The sequence below is a fragment of the Riemerella columbina genome, assembly GCF_030517065.1.
GTDB lineage: Bacteria > Bacteroidota > Bacteroidia > Flavobacteriales > Weeksellaceae > Riemerella > Riemerella columbina_A.
In genome coordinates, this window is the sequence record NZ_CP103950.1 from 987,516 (window position 1) to 1,006,886 (window position 19,371).

Annotated in this window: 21 protein-coding genes and 2 tRNA genes; 21 read left to right on the plus strand and 2 right to left on the minus strand. The window is 40.7% G+C overall.

All coding sequences use genetic code 11. The features are described 5' to 3' along the window. Window positions 1–3 precede the first annotated feature (3 nt). From dnaG to NYR17_RS04825, 18 genes are all read left to right on the plus strand, one after another. A complete protein-coding gene (dnaG, locus tag NYR17_RS04740) occupies window positions 4–1,932 on the plus strand; it encodes a DNA primase (RefSeq protein WP_302506907.1) in 1,929 nt (642 codons plus the stop codon). Window positions 1,933–2,002: 70 nt separating this feature from the next. After that, window positions 2,003–2,680 (plus strand): ATP-dependent Clp endopeptidase proteolytic subunit ClpP, encoded by a 678-nt coding sequence (clpP, locus tag NYR17_RS04745; protein ID WP_302506908.1) that lies wholly within the window; start codon window positions 2,003–2,005, stop codon window positions 2,678–2,680. 177 nt (window positions 2,681–2,857) lie between these two features. Next, window positions 2,858–3,829 (plus strand): polyprenyl synthetase family protein, encoded by a 972-nt coding sequence (locus NYR17_RS04750; protein ID WP_302506910.1) that lies wholly within the window; start codon window positions 2,858–2,860, stop codon window positions 3,827–3,829. 10 nt (window positions 3,830–3,839) lie between these two features. Then, a complete protein-coding gene (locus tag NYR17_RS04755; RefSeq protein ID WP_302506911.1) occupies window positions 3,840–4,565 on the plus strand; it encodes an SDR family NAD(P)-dependent oxidoreductase in 726 nt (241 codons plus the stop codon). A gap of 18 nt (window positions 4,566–4,583) precedes the next feature. After that, window positions 4,584–5,174: an HAD family hydrolase gene (locus NYR17_RS04760; protein ID WP_302506912.1), complete on the plus strand. Its 591-nt coding sequence runs from the start codon at window positions 4,584–4,586 to the stop codon at window positions 5,172–5,174. A gap of 39 nt (window positions 5,175–5,213) precedes the next feature. Beyond that, entirely contained in the window at window positions 5,214–5,714 is a 501-nt protein-coding gene (locus tag NYR17_RS04765) for a hypothetical protein (protein WP_302506913.1), read from the plus strand. Beyond that, entirely contained in the window at window positions 5,714–6,859 is a 1,146-nt protein-coding gene (locus NYR17_RS04770) for a cysteine desulfurase family protein (protein ID WP_302506914.1), read from the plus strand. Before NYR17_RS04765 ends, NYR17_RS04770 begins: the two co-directional genes overlap by 1 nt. A gap of 97 nt (window positions 6,860–6,956) precedes the next feature. Next, window positions 6,957–7,274: a thioredoxin gene (gene trxA / locus NYR17_RS04775; protein ID WP_302506915.1), complete on the plus strand. Its 318-nt coding sequence runs from the start codon at window positions 6,957–6,959 to the stop codon at window positions 7,272–7,274. 151 nt (window positions 7,275–7,425) lie between these two features. Beyond that, window positions 7,426–7,499: transfer RNA gene (locus tag NYR17_RS04780), tRNA-Asp, on the plus strand. A gap of 24 nt (window positions 7,500–7,523) precedes the next feature. Next, window positions 7,524–7,597 (plus strand) — tRNA-Asp (locus NYR17_RS04785). 103 nt (window positions 7,598–7,700) lie between these two features. Beyond that, a complete protein-coding gene (lptB, locus tag NYR17_RS04790; protein WP_302506916.1) occupies window positions 7,701–8,429 on the plus strand; it encodes an LPS export ABC transporter ATP-binding protein in 729 nt (242 codons plus the stop codon). 15 nt (window positions 8,430–8,444) lie between these two features. Then, window positions 8,445–9,020: a cob(I)yrinic acid a,c-diamide adenosyltransferase gene (locus tag NYR17_RS04795; RefSeq protein ID WP_302506917.1), complete on the plus strand. Its 576-nt coding sequence runs from the start codon at window positions 8,445–8,447 to the stop codon at window positions 9,018–9,020. A 6-nt stretch (window positions 9,021–9,026) separates the two neighbouring features. After that, on the plus strand, window positions 9,027–9,653 hold the full coding sequence (locus NYR17_RS04800) for a thiamine diphosphokinase (protein WP_302506918.1): 627 nt from the start codon (window positions 9,027–9,029) through the stop codon (window positions 9,651–9,653). Window positions 9,654–9,785: 132 nt separating this feature from the next. After that, window positions 9,786–11,177 (plus strand): arginine decarboxylase, encoded by a 1,392-nt coding sequence (locus NYR17_RS04805; protein ID WP_302506919.1) that lies wholly within the window; start codon window positions 9,786–9,788, stop codon window positions 11,175–11,177. Window positions 11,178–11,189: 12 nt separating this feature from the next. Further along, a complete protein-coding gene (locus tag NYR17_RS04810; RefSeq protein ID WP_302506920.1) occupies window positions 11,190–12,701 on the plus strand; it encodes an ArnT family glycosyltransferase in 1,512 nt (503 codons plus the stop codon). Between the two features lie 45 nt (window positions 12,702–12,746). Then, on the plus strand, window positions 12,747–12,959 hold the full coding sequence (locus NYR17_RS04815; RefSeq protein WP_302506921.1) for a hypothetical protein: 213 nt from the start codon (window positions 12,747–12,749) through the stop codon (window positions 12,957–12,959). Between the two features lie 21 nt (window positions 12,960–12,980). After that, window positions 12,981–13,835, plus strand: a complete 855-nt coding sequence (gene speB, locus NYR17_RS04820; protein WP_302506922.1) for an agmatinase — start codon at window positions 12,981–12,983, stop codon at window positions 13,833–13,835. A 60-nt stretch (window positions 13,836–13,895) separates the two neighbouring features. Then, the gene (locus NYR17_RS04825; RefSeq protein ID WP_302506923.1) at window positions 13,896–14,258 is read left to right on the plus strand and encodes an MmcQ/YjbR family DNA-binding protein; all 363 of its coding nucleotides are present in this window, start codon (window positions 13,896–13,898) and stop codon (window positions 14,256–14,258) included. A gap of 54 nt (window positions 14,259–14,312) precedes the next feature. Here the strand turns inward: NYR17_RS04825 and NYR17_RS04830 are convergent, their stop codons facing one another. Continuing rightward, window positions 14,313–15,233 (minus strand): bifunctional riboflavin kinase/FAD synthetase, encoded by a 921-nt coding sequence (locus NYR17_RS04830; protein WP_302506924.1) that lies wholly within the window; start codon window positions 15,231–15,233, stop codon window positions 14,313–14,315. Window positions 15,234–15,385: 152 nt separating this feature from the next. Between NYR17_RS04830 and atpD the strand changes: the two genes are divergently transcribed. Both atpD and NYR17_RS04840 read left to right on the plus strand, forming a co-directional pair. Next, the gene (gene atpD / locus NYR17_RS04835; RefSeq protein WP_302506926.1) at window positions 15,386–16,894 is read left to right on the plus strand and encodes a F0F1 ATP synthase subunit beta; all 1,509 of its coding nucleotides are present in this window, start codon (window positions 15,386–15,388) and stop codon (window positions 16,892–16,894) included. Between the two features lie 43 nt (window positions 16,895–16,937). Then, a complete protein-coding gene (locus tag NYR17_RS04840; protein ID WP_302506927.1) occupies window positions 16,938–17,222 on the plus strand; it encodes a FoF1 ATP synthase subunit delta/epsilon in 285 nt (94 codons plus the stop codon). 163 nt (window positions 17,223–17,385) lie between these two features. Here NYR17_RS04840 and NYR17_RS04845 read toward each other — a convergent pair whose 3' ends face one another. Beyond that, the gene (locus tag NYR17_RS04845; RefSeq protein ID WP_302506928.1) at window positions 17,386–18,657 is read right to left on the minus strand and encodes an aminotransferase class I/II-fold pyridoxal phosphate-dependent enzyme; all 1,272 of its coding nucleotides are present in this window, start codon (window positions 18,655–18,657) and stop codon (window positions 17,386–17,388) included. Window positions 18,658–18,897: 240 nt separating this feature from the next. Here NYR17_RS04845 and NYR17_RS04850 point away from each other — a divergent pair, with 240 nt between their 5' ends. Further along, complete coding sequence (locus NYR17_RS04850) at window positions 18,898–19,362, plus strand: DinB family protein (protein WP_302506930.1); 465 nt, start codon at window positions 18,898–18,900, stop codon at window positions 19,360–19,362. The last annotated feature ends 9 nt before the right edge of the window (window positions 19,363–19,371 follow it).

Consider the following 19,371-nt stretch of genomic DNA (forward strand, 5'->3'; position numbering starts at 1 on the left):
CTATTGATTACCAAAGAGACCATAGACAAGATTTTTGCTGCCGTTAGGGTTGAAGAAATCATCGGCGAATATGTGCAACTCAAAAGGGCGGGCTCTAACTATAAGGGGCTCAGTCCTTTTGTAGATGAGAAAACGCCGAGCTTTGTGGTGTCGCCATCTAAACAGATTTGGAAAGATTTTTCTTCGGGGAAGGGCGGTACAGCCATTTCTTTTTTAATGGAAATTGAGAATTTCTCTTATCCAGAAGCCCTTAGATATGCCGCCAAAAAATACGGTATAGAGATAGAGGAACACCACAGGGAACTCAGCGAGGAGGAGAAAAACCTCCAAAACGAGAAAGATTTGCTCTACAAAATCCACGAGGTAGCGAATCACTACTTTCAAGAGCAAATGTGGGATACCGAGGAAGGGCGTGCCATTGGGCTTTCCTATTTCAAAGAGCGAGAACTCAGAGAGGCGATTATCCGAAAATTCCAACTCGGTTATTCACCGATGCAGAAAAATGCCTTCACAGAATATGTCCTATCCAAAGGCTATACGAAGGAGATTTTAGAAAAATCAGGCTTGTCGTTATTCTCGGAATATTCGCCAGAGGGCGTGGACAGATTTCGTGAGCGTGTGATGTTCCCTATCCATAGTTTCTCTGGGCGTGTGCTGGGCTTTGGCGCTCGGATTTTGAAATCTAATGTTAAGGCTGCCAAGTACCTCAATTCCCCAGAAACGGATATCTATCACAAGTCTAATGTGCTCTACGGGCTTAGCCAAAGCAAGCAAGCCATTTCTAAAAATAACCTTTGCCTTTTGGTGGAAGGCTATATGGATGTGATTGCTCTCCACCAAGCGGGTATAGAGCATGTGGTGGCAAGCTCTGGAACGGCGCTCACGGTGGAGCAAATCAAACTGATTAAAAGGCTTACAGAGAATGTGACCATCCTTTTTGATGGCGATGCTGCAGGGATCAAAGCCAGCTTCCGAAGCATTGATTTACTCTTAGCGGAGGGGATGAATATTAGGGTGCTGCTCTTCCCAGATGGTGACGACCCCGATTCTTTCTCACGCAAGCATCCACGAGAGGTGGTGGAGCAATTTATCAGAGAGAATGCTCAAGATTTTATCGATTTTAAAGCCGAAATTCTCCTCAAAGATACCGAAAACGACCCCATCCGAAAAGCGGAAGCCATACGAGATATTGTGAAATCGGTGGCGTTTGTGGATAATGTCCTCAAACAAGAAATTTACCTTAAAGAGATTTCCAATAAATTTGGACTTTCGGAACAGTCTCTGTTCAATGAATTGGGCATCCAGAAACAGATTAAAGACAAAGAGCACGGACATAAAAAAATGCCAACTTCTCCACAATCCTTGCCGCCCAAGCTGGAAATTTTGGCACCTGCCGAAGAGAAAGCGCAGACCGCACTTTTGTATTTGGAGGAACAACTGGTGGAGATGATGCTTAAATATGGCACGCAGATTATTGACCTTAAAACCTCTGAAAATGAGCCTTATCAAACCACGGTAATTGAGGAAATTATCCGCACGATAAAGGAAGATGATTGTGAGGTGCAGTCGCCAACGAACCAAAAAATCATTGAAGAAATAGAGCAGGGCATAACCCAGGGTGAGCTGAGAACGGATTATTTTTTCAGAACTTTGATGGATGAAGAGATTACCGAAAGGGTAGCGTCGGTCTTAATAGAGCCTTACCAACTCAGCGATTGGTCTAAGCATAACATCCATATGAAACCTAAGGAATTTAGCGTTTCTAAACTGGTGCGAGATACCATCTATCGCTATAAAAGAGAGTATGTGATGAAAATGATTAGCACTCTAAAAGCCACAGATGCCGAAGATAAAACCGAGATATATCAGAAAATTATTAAATTGACCCAACTTAAAAACCAATTAGACCAAGATTTATACCGCGTGATATGACAGAATGTCTGTTTTTATAATAAGGAATAAAATTTGACAAGATAGACCACAATAAAAATACTCAACAATTATGGATATTAAAAAAGAATTTAGAGACTTCTCAGTTAAGCATTTAGGAAATAATGGCTTAGCAACCGACCAATATATGGGGATGTTTAACCCTACCAACCTTACACCTTATATTATGGAAGAGCGCCGTCTCAATGTGGCACAGATGGATGTATTCTCCCGTTTGATGATGGATAGAATCATCTTTTTAGGCACAGGGATAGATGACCAAGTGGCGAATATTGTGACGGCACAGTTACTGTTTTTAGAAAGTGCAGATCCTAATAAAGATATTCAGATTTACATCAATTCCCCAGGCGGAAGCGTGTATGCAGGCTTAGGAATCTATGACACTATGCAAATCATCAAACCCGATGTAGCCACCATTTGTACAGGTATGGCAGCCTCTATGGGAGCCGTGCTATTAGTGGCAGGGGAAAAAGGGAAACGCTCGGCGCTTAAACATTCCAGAGTGATGATACACCAGCCAAGTGGCGGTGCACAGGGCGTTGCCAGCGATATGGAAATCAACCTACGCGAGATGCTCAAGTTGAAAAAAGAACTTTACGACATCATCTCTCACCACTCTGGGCAGTCCTATGAATGGGTAGAAAAATCCTCCGACAGAGATTATTGGATGACCTCCACCGAAGCCAAAGAATATGGTATGGTAGATGAAGTTTTGGAAAGAAAAGGGTAGGGAGACACCGTTTTTTAGAATAAATTAAGAAAATACCTCTCAATATTGGGAGGTATTTTTGTATTTCACCAAAGTTGAAAAATACGAAGTTGATTCTTGATGATGTTAATTTTAATCAGAAACAAAACTTAATTTCTAAGTATTTTCATTATTTTTGTGCCTTATATTTTATATCCTATGAAGATTTTAGACCAGTATCAAGATTTGGTAGCCAAGGCGGTGGCGCAATATGAGTTTACGGAAACCCCAAAGGAGCTCTATGCCCCTATTAACTATATTATGTCGCACGGTGGCAAGCGCCTTAGACCAATTATGGTGCTTATGGGTTGCGAGCTTTTCGGCGGCGATTTAGACTTAGCGATGAAACCTGCTTTAGCCATAGAGCTGTTCCATAACTTCACCCTAATTCACGATGATATTATGGATGAAGCCCCCCTCCGAAGAGGTAAACCGACCATCCACACGCTGCACGGTATAAATGTCGGCATTCTCTCTGGCGATGCCTTGCTCATCAAAGCTTATCAATTTTTTGAAGATTTAGAACCGGAATTATTTAAAAAATGCGTGTCTTTGTTTTCGGAAACAGGCGCTGTGCTATGCGAAGGTCAACAGATGGATGTCAATTTTGAAACCGATAAAAATGTAACTTACGAAGATTATATCCAGATGATTACCTATAAAACAGGCGTGCTGAGCGCGGCATCGTTTAAAATAGGTGCGATGATTGCGGGAGCAACAGAAAAAGAAGCAGAGGCACTCTATCAATTTGGGAAACATATCGGGATCGCCTTCCAGATTATGGATGATTATTTAGATGTCTTCGGCAACCAAGAGCAATTTGGGAAGAAGCACGCTGGCGATATTTTTGAAAATAAGAAAACCGCCCTTTACCTCCTCGCAATGGAGCATGCCAACGATGAGGAGCGCCGAGAGCTCAATTATTGGTACTCCAAAAAAACAGATAATATAGACAAAGTCTACGGCGTAGAGAAGATTTTCAGAAGAACCCGCGTAGATGAGAAAGTCCTCCGCTTGATACAAAAACACAACCAAATAGGGCAAGATTACCTTAAAGAAATCAACCTCCCAGAGGACAAAAAACGCCCATTTGTAGAACTGGCAAACTACTTATTAAAAAGAGAATCTTAAAACCAAATTTATGATTGTATTAGGCAGTAATTCTGAGGTAGCACAAGCCTTTGTAGAGAAAGTTTTATCCGAAGGACAGCGGTTTGAAAACTTATATTTGCTGACTTCCAATGTGGAAACAACGGAAAAATTGGCTCGCCATATAGAAGCCAAATATTTACAAAATAGCCAAGTGATAGCATTAGATTTAATGCAGCCTTTGGATTGGTCAGCATTAGAAAATGTGGATTCGGACTTGTTATTTTGTGCCTCGGGCTACTTGGGACAAGGGACAGATGAAGGACTTTTAAAACACAAAAACACCGAAGCCATCATCAATATCAATTATGCGAAGTTGGTACCAGTGCTTAACTATTTTGCTGAAAAAATGGCGTCTAAAAGAACAGGGCAGATGATTGTGCTTTCTTCTGTGGCGGGTGACCGAGGCAGGCAGAGTAATTTTATCTATGGTAGTGCAAAGGCAGGGCTTACGGCTTATCTCAGTGGGCTTCGGAATTATTTGTACCCTCATAAAGTGCATGTGATGACGGTAAAACCAGGTTTTATGGCAACCAAAATGACGGAAGGAATGCCTCTTAATCCTAAACTAACCGCTACGCCTAAACAAGCCGCAGATTGTATTTATAAAGCCTACAAAAAGCAAAAAAATATCATCTATGTATTACCAATTTGGTGGGTGATTATGCAAATTATTAAGAATATACCAGAATTTATCTTCAAAAAGCTAAAACTCTAAGTAGCCCAAAAGTGCCCTATGAAAAAACTTTACCTCTTTGATTTTGATGGCACCCTCACCACCAAAGACACGATGTTTCTCTATCTAAAATTCTACAATCCGAGGAAATATTGGCGGTGTTTTGTTCTGCATTTGCCGTTGTTTATATTGCTGAAAATGAAGTTGCTCAGCGCTCAGAGCGTTAAGGAAAGTTTTATAGGTGCCGTTCTCAAAGGTGAGACAAAATCACAATTAGAAGCGAAATCTCAAGCTTTTTTTGAGAAATATTATCCTCAAATTTTTAGAGCCAACGCCTTAGATTTCATCGCGAATATGGATAGAGCGCAGACTTATGCTTATATAGTTACGGCATCGTTAGATATTTGGGTCAAGCCCTTTGCCGAAGCATTAAAGATGCAACTTATCGCCACGGAAGCCGCCTTTGAAAATGATGTTTTTACAGGAAAATTTAAAACCAAAAACTGTAATGGCGAAGAAAAAGTAGTGCGGATCAAACAGCAAGTAGCTCATTTAAAATACGATAAAAGCATTGCTTTTGGTGATACTCAGGGCGATCAACCGATGCTCCAATGGGCAAACGAAGGCTTCTACCAGTTTTTTCACGAGTAGATTATTTTTTTGTATATTAGCACCAAAATCACTACAATTATGAAAAGTTTATTTTTAATCGGGAGTTTAAGCCTCTTTATGATGTGCACGCCCCAAAAGCAAAAAACAATGGCAATGGTAGAAAATAACGCAACAACCACAGCTTTTTCCGAGCAAGAGTTTTTATTCTATTCGGCGTTTACTGGCGGGAGCCAACAGCGCGGATTTAAAATATTGAATAATCAAACCGAACTCAATCAAGCCATACAAGGCAATCAGATGGTGCTGCAAGATGGGCTGTCATCAGCGGAACCTCAATTAAAATTTCCAGAGCATCAGAAAGTCATTTTGTTCAACTTAGGGGAGTTCCGTTCTGGTGATCATCAGCCTAAGGGAATAGAAAGTACGCAGGTGGTAGATGGCGTTTTAGAGGTTAAAATTAAAAAATCACCACCATCTCAATCTCCAGATAGAGAAATGGCAATACAAGTGATTTCTACGCCATATATGATATTTTCTGTCCCTGAAAATTATGAATTTAAAAATGTTATTTTAAAATAATGGAAAAAATATATTTAGATAATGCGGCTACCACGCCTCTATTAGAGGAGGTTATACAGGAAATGGTGGAATCTATGCGCGCCCAGTATGGCAATCCTTCTTCTACGCATAGCATCGGGCAAGAGGCGAAAACCAAGATAGAAGCCGTAAGGCGCCAAGTGGCAGAGGCCCTAAAGGTACAGCCAGGCGAGATTATCTTTACCTCTTGTGGCACAGAGTCTAATAATATGATTATCAAATCTTGCGTAGAGCACTTGGGGGTGGAGCGGATTATCTCTTCGCCATTGGAGCATAAATGCGTGGCAGAAACTTGCTTAGAAATGAAAAAACGCAAGGGCGTAGATTTGGTTTATATCCGTCCCAATGCCCACGGCGACATAGAACCAGAGCAAGTGGAGAAAGCGTTAAAACAATCGGATAAGAAAACTTTGGTTTCCCTAATGCACGCCAATAACGAGATTGGCAACCTGACCAATATAAAGAAAATTGCTGAAATTTGCAGAGAAAATGGCGCTTTATTCCATTCTGATACCGTGCAAACCGTTGCCCATTTGGATTTAGATTTTACCGAAATTCCAGTGGATTTTGCATCGTGTAGTGCTCATAAATTCCACGGACCTAAGGGGGCTGGCTTTGCATTTGTAAGAAAATCATCAGGTTTAAAAGCCTTGATTACTGGCGGCCCTCAGGAGCGAAACCTCCGTGCAGGTACCGAAAATGTGTGCGGTATTGTAGGATTAGGGAAGGCATTAGAAATTTCCTTAAATCATCTGGAAGACTACCAAAAGCAAATTCAAGCGATAAAAGATTATGCAATAGAGCAATTATCAGCCCATATTCCAGGGGTTAAATTCAACGGAAGAAGCGCCGAGGCAGACCAAAGTCTTTACACAGTTTTGAGTGTATTGTTGCCGTTTAAAAATCCGTTGCTCAGCTTGCAGTTGGATATGAAGGGGATTGCGATTTCTCAAGGAAGTGCCTGTAGTTCAGGCGCCAGCAAGCCTTCTATGGTGATGATGATGGTTTTAGATGAAAAGGAAATGGAGCAAACCACGCCGCTGAGAGTTTCCTTTAGCCACCAGACCACGCGTGCCGAAATAGACGCTCTGGTCAAGGCTTTGCAAGAAATACAAGCCGAATTATAGAAGATAACAATCATCACTATTGATGAAATTTTAAGAATAATACCTTATATTTGCGTATTAAAAAACATTAAATAAAAACATAAAAATTGAGATTATTATGGCATTAGAAATTACAGACAATAATTTTAAAGAAGTAGTATTAGCATCAGAAAAGCCAGTATTGGTAGACTTTTGGGCAGTATGGTGCGGACCGTGCAGAATGTTAGCGCCTATCGTAGATGAGCTTTCTAACGATTTTGAAGGAAAAGCGGTTGTGGGTAAGGTAGATGTAGACAATAACCAACAAGTAGCTATGGAGTACGGCATCAGAAATATCCCTACAGTATTGATTTTTAAAAATGGAGAAGTCGTGGATAAATTGGTTGGTGTATCGCCAAAAGAGGTGATTGCAGAGAAGTTATCTGCCCACTTATAAAAAATAAATCTTCTGATTTACAACGCCTTTAGAAATAAAGGTGTTTTTTTTAGCAAAAAACTTGGTTGGTATTATAAAAAGTATTACTTTTGCAACCACATTATTCAGATAAGCGTACAGATACAATATTTAGAATAATGCAATCATCAAAGATCCGGTAGTTCAGCTGGTTAGAATACCTGCCTGTCACGCAGGTGGTCGCGGGTTCGAGCCCCGTCCGGATCGCGTTTTTAGGTTAATACATTTTTAGATCCGGTAGTTCAGCTGGTTAGAATACCTGCCTGTCACGCAGGTGGTCGCGGGTTCGAGCCCCGTCCGGATCGCTTAAAATCCATTTCTTTTGAGAGATGGATTTTTTTGTTTTTATGCCCGAACTCTCATCGTGGGCAAGCTTTTCTTTCAATAAATATCGTTATATTTGTCCCTATGATTTTAAGAGGCGAAAATTTAATCAAAGAATACGGTCCTAAAAAAGTAGTCAAAGGTGTTTCCATAGAGGTAAAACAAGGCGAAATTGTGGGGCTCTTAGGTCCTAATGGCGCAGGGAAAACCACGACTTTTTATATGATTGTGGGCTTAGTGAAACCCACCAAAGGTCATGTTTTTTTAGATGAGCACGATATTACCCAAGACGCGATGTACCGCAGAGCGCAGAAAGGCATAGGTTATTTGGCACAAGAGGCATCGGTGTTTAGGAAATTATCGGTGGAGGACAATATTATGGGTGTTTTAGAGCTGACCAAATTGTCCAAAAAAGAACAACGCAAAAAGTGCGATGAGCTGATTGAGGAATTTTCATTAGAGCATGTTCGCAAAAACCGTGGCGACCTCCTCTCTGGAGGCGAAAGGCGCCGTACCGAAATAGCGAGATGCCTTGCGACCAGCCCAAATTTCATCCTTTTAGATGAGCCATTTGCGGGCGTAGACCCTATTGCGGTGGAAGATATTCAGAAAATAGTACGCTCTTTGGTTAAAAAGAACATCGGCATTTTGATTACTGATCACAATGTGCAGCAAACCCTCGCCATTACCAATAAAACCTATATTATGTTTGAAGGGCGGATTCTCAAAGAAGGTCTTCCAGAGGATTTAGCCAACGATCCAGAAGTGAGACAGGCGTACTTAGGTGAAAACTTTAGATTTGAAAAAATTTAACCCTTAACCATCACAATGAAAATATACACCAAAACAGGAGATAAAGGCGAAACGGCGCTCTATGGCGGTCGTAGAGTGTCTAAGGCTTCGCTGCGGGTAGAATCTTACGGCACGATTGATGAGCTCAACGCTTTTATAGGCATTGCAAAATCTTATATCCACGATGAGGCGGTGCTGCACCAACTGAAAATTATACAATTTGATTTATTTACAGTAGGCTCCGAAGCAGCAACCCCTATTGATAAAATGAAGTTAGCCAATGGCAAATGGCGCTTGCCGCTAACTATTGATGAGGCAGAAGTAGAGCAATTGGAACAGTGGATGGATGCTTGGGATGAGCAATTGGAACCGTTACAATTTTTTATTTTGCCTGGAGGTGGAAAGGCTGCCACGCATTTGCACGCCGCAAGAACCATCTGCCGAAGAGCCGAGCGCGCATTGGTGGCTTTGTCCCAAGAAGAGGAAGTTCGAGCGATATTGATCAAATACCTCAACCGTTTGTCGGATTATTTATTTGTTTTGGCACGGTATATTTCCAAAGTGCAAGGCGAACCAGAAGAATTTTGGAACCCCAGCGAACGCCTGAAATAAACAACGATGAAGACCAAAGCTCTCCTATTCATCAATGGTACGCCGCCGAAGCAATTGCCCGATATTTCGCCTGAAACGATGGTCGCCTGCACCGATGGCGCTTACCATTATCTCAAAAAAATGCTGGATATAGAGCGGATAGATTTTATTTCTGGCGATTGGGATTCTTATGCAGGAGTGCAAGATATTCCCGAAGAAGTTCGGCGGAAGATGATATATACACCAGACCAAGATTTCACCGATTTTTATAAAGCTTTGGATATTCTGAAAGCCAAAGGCATTCGCGAAGTTGTGGTGTATGGCGGCAGTGGGGGAGAGCAAGACCATTTTTTAGGTAATTTAAGCGTGGCGTATCGTTTTAGAGCGGTGATGGATATTGTCTTTGAAGATGAATATGCGCAGTATTTTTTCATTCCTCCATTTTTTGAAATCCAAGGCGTTAAAGGGAAGATGATTTCTTTGTATCCTTTTCCGAAGGCGGAGGGTATTACCACGCAAGGGCTCCAGTGGCAGCTCAATGATGGTGTTTTGGATATCACCGAGCGCATAGGCACCAGAAATAGGGCGATAGAAAACAAAATCACGATTGAATACCGCTGTGGAGCATTGCTTATTTTTATAGGAAAAACCTGATTTTGCACCGCCGAGGCGCGCTATTTTCTCATTTCATAAAAAGCATTGTTTTTATACCGAAAAAAAATCATTTGTAGCGTATTAAATCAACTTTTTTTAGCATTTTTGCATATCTAAAATTTATGCAATACTATGAAGATTAAATACGCTGAGCTGATAGACCAGACTTTATATTTTCCACAAGAAGAATTTTCGTACGAAGCAGAGAGCCTTCATTTTCACGGCATCAACTTGATGGAGGTGGTGGAGAAATTTGGAACGCCTTTAAAGGTCAGTTATCTCCCCAAAATTTCCCAAAATATCCAGCGTGCTAAAAAATGGTTTGCAGAAGCCATCCAAAAAAACGAATACAAAAATACTTACCGCTATTGCTATTGTACTAAGTCCAGTCATTTTTCATTTGTGTTAGAAGAAGCGCTTAAAAATGATATTAGTTTAGAAACTTCTTCGGCTTTTGATATGGATATCGTAAAACGCCTCTACGAAAAAGGAAAAGTAGATAAAAATATAGAGGTAATTTGCAATGGCTTTAAAACTGATGATTATCTTGAAAAGATTTCAGATTTAATCAATGATGGTTTTGAGAATATCACGCCGATATTAGATAATTATAGAGAATTGGATAAACTCACGGAGAGCATAGATTCTACTTTTAATATCGGGATTAGAATTGCCTCTGAGGAGGAGCCAAAGTTTGAATTTTATACCTCTCGGTTGGGGATTGGCTACAAGGATATTATCCCTTATTACAGCCAGAAAATTGCAGAACACCCGAATGCCAGACTGAAAATGCTTCACTTTTTCATCAACACAGGGATTAAGGATACCGCCTATTATTGGAACGAATTATTTAAGTGTCTCCGCGTTTATGCAAGGCTAAAAAAGATCGCACCAGAGGTGGATTCCCTCAATATTGGCGGTGGTTTTCCGATTAAAACTTCCCTTAATTTTGATTACGATTATGAGTATATGGTGAACGAAATTGTTTCACAAATCAAAAAATTCTGTGAGGAAGAAGGCGTGGAAGAACCTAATATTTACACAGAATTTGGCTCCTTTACGGTGGGCGAGAGCGGGGCTAATCTTTACCAAATCATCAGCCAAAAGCGCCAGAACGACCGTGAAAAATGGGATATGATAGACAGTAGTTTTATGACGACTTTACCCGATACTTGGGCGATTTCTCGGCACTTTATTATGCTCCCACTCAACCGATGGGAAGACAGCTATGAGCGCGTGTTCTTGGGTGGCTTGACCTGTGATTCTGATGATTATTATAACTCAGAACAGCATACTAATGCCATTTATCTCCCCGTGTTTAGTGATACCAAACCGCTCTACATCGGCTTTTTTAATACAGGTGCTTATCAAGAGAGCATCAGCGGTTATGGCGGTGCGCACCATTGTTTGATACCGCAGCCAAGGCATATTCTCATCACCAAAGATGAAGAGGGGAATTTCCAATACGAGATTTTCCGAGATAAACAAAACCCAGAAGAGGTGCTGAAATTAGTAGGATACTAAAAAAATAAACTTATGAAAACCACCCAAGCCTCCGAAAATATTAAATATTATTACTTTTTATTATTTATTATTTTGCCTGGTCTGTTGTTCCACGGTTATGATATTACCCAATATCCTTTTGGGGAGCACGCTTGGGCGCAGAGTGATCACTATGCCGTTGCTTTGGGGTTTTTAGACAATAGTTTTGATTTTTTTCACCCGAGATCATTTACCTTGAACCATCAATTTCCGCCTAAGGCTGTCGTAGAAAATCCGCAAGGCATTACTGCGGTGGATTTCCCTATTTTGCATTACCTCGTGGCACTGATGATGAAGTTATTCCACACCGATGCGCCCGTGGTATTCCGTAGTGTTTCTTTGGTGTGGAGTTGGGTAGGGTTGTTTTTTCTTTACCGTGCTATTGCGGTTTTGAAGAACAACTATGCCGCTATTTTCGTGGGGGTGTTGATCGTCTCGCAGCCTATTTTTGTGTATTACCAATCGGGGTTCCATGTGTCTATGGCGGCGTTTAGCACGGTGCTGATGGCGCTCAGTTTTTTCATCTATTACTTTAAAGGAAGGAAACTCAAATTCTTTATTATAGGGATGTTTTTCCTCACTTTGGCAGCGCTGATGAGGTTTACCCATACCATTATCATTTTGGCGTTGTTGGTTTATATGGCGTATTTAGCGCTGATGAGTAAAAAATACCGCATCAATTTATTGGTGGTTTGCGCCTCTTTGGGGGTGGTGCTGGCTTACTTTATATACAATCAATATTTACAAATCCACTACGGCTCGGTGTTTTTAAATCATCCCATTGTGGCAGAAACTTGGGCAGAACTTTGGGCGAATTTGAGGGTTATTGCGATACATTACGGCATCCGTTTTATGCCGATTTTCCATTGTTTAGTGGGCTTGGTACTGATTTATTTCTACTTTAAATACGGACGAAATCCGCAACATAACCATTTGTTGATATTGGTGGGTATTTATTTCTTAGGCGTTTTGGGTTACACTTTGCTGATGTCTTGGAGTCTTAGCGTGCACAATTATTATGCTTTGGACACTTGGCTACCGTTCCTGACGATGGTCGTGGTGCTGATGGTCTTTTCCCTCCCAGATTTCGTTTTTAAAAAGCAAAACCATAAAAGAACGCTATTGGCGCTGATGTTGGGGGCGATGGCATATACGGGCTATTTGCAGTATTCTAATTATAGCCAAATGCGAGAAACGGATTGGGTCATTTCCGACTTCCGTAAGAGTAAAAAAATGATTGACCAATATGCGGGGCAGCGCTATATGGTGCTCTCTCATTATGGCTACAACACCCCATTGATAGGGACTAAACAGTATGCTTATAGGCTCCAACATGACAACCTCAATTACACCATTCCAAAGGAAGTGGCTTACCATCAGCCGAAGGTGTTAGTGGTGCATCGTTTTTGTTTTAAAGAAAGTAGCCCTGATGAGGTTCAGAAGTTTAAAGCCCATCATACCAAAATTGCTGATAATGGAATGGTCAGTATTTGGCGTTTAAAATGATAAATTTTAAATTAATATATTATATTTTTGCCTTAAAATTAAATTTTGTTTAAAATAAATTCAAATGTAGTCGGTAAAAAAACAACTGTAATGGGTGAAAACTCAATTGTAACGGGTGAAAATCCAATTGTAATGGGTAAAAACCCAATTGTAACGGGTGAAAATCCAATTGTAACGGGTGAAAATCCAATTGTAACGGGTGAAAATCCAATTGTAATGGGTAAAAACCTAATTGTAGTCGGTAGAAATAAAATATAACAATATAAATCAATTAAAATAATGAAAACATACGCAGGAATTCCAGAAGAAAATGCCACATTAGACCATTCTAAGGTGATGCTTTTAACGGTGCCTTATGATGGCACTTCCACTTGGGGCAAAGGCGCGGACAAAGGTCCTGAACTTTTTTTAGATGCCTCAGAAAATATGGAACTTTATGATATAGAAACCGCTTCGGAGCCTTATAAACAAGGCGTTTACCTCGCTGGTGCAGTTACGGAAGATGCTTCCCCAGAGGCGATGACGGAAGCCGTGTATCAAAAAACCAAAGAACTCCTAAACAACGAGGGTAAATTATTCACGCTTTTCGGTGGCGAGCATTCCGTTTCTATCGGCTCTATCCGTGCGGTGGGCGAGAAGTTTGAAAACCTAACGGTACTCCAGTTAGACGCCCATACAGACCTAAGACCAGAGTTCCACGGCTCTACCTCTAACCACGCGTGCGCCGTTTTTGAAGCCCGCCAGAAGCACAATTTGGTGCAAGTGGGCATCCGCTCTTGTGATATTGAAGAAATGCAGTATGTACCCGAAGGGCAATGCTTTTGGGCACACCAAATCGCGAAGAAAGAAGACTGGATAGATGATGTTTTAGAAAAAGTTTCGGGCAATGTGTACATCACCATAGATTTAGATGCGTTTGACCCTGCCATAGCGCCTTCTACGGGTACGCCAGAGCCAGGCGGATTGCAGTGGTATCCTACTTTGGAACTTCTAAAAAGGGTATTTGAAAAATGCAATGTGGTGGCGTTTGATATCGTGGAGCTGATGGACTCTCCAATGGCAAAACCAACCGCCTTTTTAGCCGCAAAACTCTATTATAAAATGTTGGCTTATTATCATCAAAGCCAAGGATAAACCACACCCACAATCCTGAAATGTGCTACCACTTTTCGGGATTGTTTTAATAAAAAAACGATGAATATAGAAGACATCAGAACCTATGCTCTTGCCAAAGCTGGCGTAACGGAAGGCTTCCCTTTCGGTGATGATATTTTGGTGTTTAAGGTACAAGGGAAAGTATTCCTATTGGCATTTCTCTCTACTTATCCACTGAAAATTAACCTGAAAACAAACCCCGAATGGAGTGAGGAATTAAGAGCTGAGTATTCCGCAATTTATCCAGCCTACCATATGAATAAAAAACATTGGAACACTGTGGAGGCAGAGGATCTTCCGAACGCCTTAGTCCGAGAATTGATAGATCATTCTTATCAAGAGGTGGTTAAAAAACTCACGAAAAAGCAACAGCAACATTTGCATTCTCAGAATGGAGAATAAAGAAATCGCCTTTATTTTTGATGAGAAGAAAGTTTTTTAGAGGCTGAAATCTATTTAGAATTTAAAATTTTGCGTTCGGATTTTATCATCATCTAATTTTTTGATGAGGTTTTCCAGACCGTCAAATTTAATCTCTTCGTGTAGGAAATCTCTAAATTTCACCGTGATGGTTTCGCCATAAATAGAAGCATCAAAATCTAAAATATAAACCTCTACACTCATTTGAGTACCATTGACAGTAGGATTGGTACCCACGCTGAGCATTCCTTTATAAAGTTGTCCCTGCACCAGAACTTCCACAATATAAGCCCCTTTTTTAGGCAATAATTGATGTGGAGGCACCTCAATATTAGCAGTAGGATAGCCTATGGTGCGCCCGATTTTCTTCCCGTGGATCACAGCACCGCTGATGGAATAAGGATAGCCCAACATCGCATTGGCTTGCAGGATATCGCCTGCCAGTAGCGCATTTCGGATTTTTGTGGAGCTGATATTCTGATTTTCTAAAGCAATGGCTTCCTGTTGCTCCACTTCAAAACCTAACCGAGGCGCCAGAGCCTTCAATAGCTCAAAATTTCCAGTTTGATTTTTCCCAAAACGGTGGTCGTACCCTACAATAAGGTGTTTAACTTGCAGTTGGCGTACCAAAATTTGCTCAATAAAATCTTCCGCAGATAGATTTCTAAACGCTTCGGTAAAATCTTGAAGCAGAAAATAATCCATACCAAAACTTTCCAAAAGCGCCTTTTTTTCATCTAAAGTATTGAGCAGTTGTAGGTCAGATTGAGGCTGAAAAACCAACTTAGGATGTGGCCAAAAAGAGAGAATAGCAGACTTTAGATTTTTTTCTTTAGCAATGGTATTCAGTCGTTTAATAAGGCTTTGGTGTCCTAAGTGCACGCCATCAAACATTCCGATGGAGAGGGCTAAAGGGGTGCTGGGTTGGTATTCAGAAAGCGGATTTATTGTCTTCATAATCTATCGTAAAAGTCGTGCTACATAAGGCTTTTTTCTGGGTAGCCGCCTGCGGTTTTTAATAATATTGCAAATATGATAAAAATCTTTTTCTTTACCAATTGCAATTTAATTTATAATGATTATATTTGCACACAAGAAAAAAAATAGAAATGGCAAACCAAATTAAAGGAAAAATTTCTCAGATTATTGGTCCAGTAATAGATGTGGTTTTCAGCGAAGTGGAAGACCTTCCAAAAATCTATGATGCACTGGAAATTACAAAACAAAACGGTGAAAAACTCGTATTAGAGGTAGAGCAGCATATTGGCGAAGATATGGTAAGATGTATCGCTATGGATGCTACAGATGGGCTTCAGAGAGGGCAGGAAGTAGTAGGTCAAGGTCGCCAGATTACAATGCCTATCGGTGATGGGGTTAATGGCAGACTTTTCAATGTGGTAGGAGATGCTATTGATGGACTTGCAGAATTATCTAAGGAAGGCGGTTTGCCAATCCACAGAGAAGCGCCTAAATTTGACCAACTTTCTACCTCTGCAGAAGTACTCTACACAGGGATTAAAGTAATTGACCTCATTGAGCCTTATGCAAAAGGGGGGAAAATCGGTCTCTTCGGTGGTGCTGGTGTAGGAAAAACAGTATTGATTCAGGAATTGATTAACAACATCGCCAAAGGCCACGGTGGTCTTTCGGTATTCGCAGGAGTAGGAGAGAGAACCCGTGAGGGGAACGACCTTCTAAGAGAGATGTTAGAGTCTGGCATTATCAAATATGGTGATGAGTTTATGCACTCTATGGAAGAAGGCGGTTGGGATCTTTCTAAAGTAGATACAGAGCTGATGAAAGAGTCTAAAGCGGCTTTCGTTTTCGGACAGATGAATGAGCCACCAGGTGCAAGAGCAAGAGTTGCCCTTTCTGGATTAACTTTAGCGGAATATTACCGTGATGGTGGTGAGAGCGGACAAGGTAGAGATGTACTTTTCTTCGTAGATAACATTTTCCGTTTTACACAGGCGGGTTCAGAGGTGTCTGCACTTCTTGGGCGTATGCCATCTGCGGTAGGTTATCAGCCTACTTTGGCATCAGAGATGGGAGCGATGCAAGAGCGTATTACCTCTACTAAAAACGGTTCCATTACCTCTGTACAAGCGGTATATGTACCTGCCGATGACTTGACCGACCCAGCGCCAGCGACAACATTTGCCCACTTAGATGCTACAACGGTATTGTCTCGTAAAATTGCTTCTTTGGGGATTTATCCAGCGGTAGACCCATTAGATTCTACATCGAGAATTTTGGCTCCAGAAATCATTGGCGAAGAGCACTATAACTGTGCGCAGCGCGTTAAGGAAATCTTACAAAGATATAAAGCGCTCCAAGACATCATCGCTATTCTTGGTATGGAAGAACTTTCTGAAGAAGATAAATTGGTGGTTTACCGTGCCAGAAAGGTACAGAGATTCTTGTCTCAGCCGTTCCATGTGGCAGAACAGTTTACAGGTATTCCAGGGGCTTTAGTAGATATTAAAGATACCATAAAAGGATTTAATATGATTATTGATGGTGAGTTAGACCACTTGCCAGAAGCCGCTTTCAACTTGAAAGGTACCATTGAGGAAGCCATAGAAGCTGGAGAAAAAATGCTTGCGGATAATAAATAAAATAATCAACGCTTAGCTTGTCTAAGTTTCTAAAGCTAACCAAATGAAAATAAAAATATTAACACCTGAATATGTCGCTTTTGATGGAGAAGTAGAGTCTGTGCTTCTACCAGGGAAAAATGGGGAGTTTCATATTATGAAAAACCACGCGGCTATTGTATCTTCTCTCTCTGGCGGAAAGGTGAAACTATACACCAACCAAATAGGAGAGCCGTACACTAAGCATTTCTCTAAGGAGACAGAACAAAAAAGCTCTGTTTTTGCATTGCCTATCAAAAGCGGTGTTATAGAATTCAATAACGATAAAGGAATTATTCTCTGCGAATAAAACCTATATTTTTAGAGTTATTTTTATCATCATATCCAGCAATCCTAATCTTTTCGGTTAGGATTGCTTTTTTATTGAGAGACTTTGTTATCAATAATTTAAACAAAAAAAGACCATCCACGCTCTAGGATAGTCTTTTATAATATTAAAAGTGAAGGATACTTTAAATCGGTTTGAAAGAGAGACCTTGCTCGGCTAAGAGTTTTTGCTCTTGTTCTTTGTAATAACCTTTCACTAATTTATCGTGAATCGCCTCAAATGCGGCAATGGTCTCGTTGATTTCAGCATCGGTATGAGAAGCGGTTGGGATAAGCCTCAACAAAATCATTCCCTTAGGAATAACAGGATAAACCACCACCGAAGTGAAGATACCATAATTTTCACGAAGGTCTTTTACTAATAATGTGGCTTCCACAGGCGTTCCTTCAATGAAAACTGGCGTTACACAAGTGTTCGTATCGCCTAAATTGAAGCCTTTGGCTTTAAGTCCGCCTTGGAGTTTATTGACATTTTCCCAAAGCTTGGCTTTAATCTCAGGGCGGGTTCTCAATAATTCTAAACGCTTTAAACCACCAATAACCATCGGCATTGTGAGAGATTTAGCGAAGATTTGAGAACGCATATTGTATTTAAGATAACGGATGATGTCCTTGTTCCCAGCCACAAAAGCCCCAAAGCCTGCCATAGATTTCGCAAAGGTAGAAAAATAAACATCAATATCATCTTGGCAACCTTGTTCCTCGCCAGCACCCGCGCCAGTAGCTCCCAGTGTACCGAAGCCGTGGGCATCATCTACAAGCATTCGGAAGTTGTATTTTTTCTTGAGCGCAGCAATTTCTTTGAGTTTTCCTTGTTGCCCACGCATCCCGAAAACGCCCTCTGTAATGAGGAGGATACCGCCACCAGTTTCTTCTGCAACTTTGGTGGCTCTTTGGAGGTTTTTCTCCACGCTTTCTAAATCGTTATGGCGGAAAGTAAATCTCTTGCCCATATGCAGGCGAACACCATCTACAATACAAGCGTGAGAATCTACATCATAAACGATAACATCATTTTTAGAAACCAAAGCGTCGATAATAGACACCATACCTTGGTAACCAAAGTTGAGCAAATAAGCGGCTTCTTTACTAACGAAATCGGCTAATTCTTGCTCTAATTGTTGGTGGTAAGGTGTTTCTCCAGACATCGCGCGAGCGCCCATAGGGTAGAACATTCCGTACTCTGCGGCAGCTTTGGCATCGGTTTCTTTAACTTCTGGGTGGTTGCAGAGCCCCAGATAATCATTGGCACTCCAGAAAATCACTTCTTTACCTTGGAATTTCATTCTCGGACCGATGGGACCTTCCAATTTAGGAAATACAAAATAGCCCTCGCCATAGTCTGCAAACTGCCCTAATGGCCCAGGATTTTGCTTTATTCTATCAAATATATCCATTGATATTGCTTTATTTAAAATTAAGGTACAAATTTAATGAAATTTAGGTTAATAGAAAAATATAAATGACCGCCGTATGCATATAAATCTTAACACAAAGATGGCGCGTTCCTCAGCGATGCGTTGACTGCGCTGTTACTGGATTGAGCAAGGGAAATTTGGGAAGTTTAGGCTAAAACCTTTGGTAGTCTCACTGAATTAGACTAATTTTGATTTTTTGAACCAAACGACCTTTCGGATATGAATTATCATTTTGTGGCACATCTGCAGATTAGAAAAAATTTGCAAGAAGTCCTAAGAGAAGTCTCTTATGAAAATCTACTGACCATACCAGATGGTTTTAATAATAATATTTATTGGAATATAGCCCATTGTGTGGCTACTCAGCAACTTTTGCATTATTATCTTAGCAAAAATTCATTTAGAATAGATACTTACTGGATTGAAAAATACAAGAAAGGAACGCTGCCTAATTTTGATATTGCCGAGTCCGAAATTGAAGATTTGAGTTTTCTACTGACAGAAACTTCCAAAGTGCTGATGAAGGATTATGATGATGGGCTATTCTCAGACTATACGCCATACAGCACCAGTTTTGGTTTAGATTTAAAAAATATTAAAGAAGCCATTATCTTTAATAATGCCCACGAAAGTATGCATTATGGCTATATTTTAGCCCAAAAACGCGCGTTAATGATTGATTAAAACCTCAGA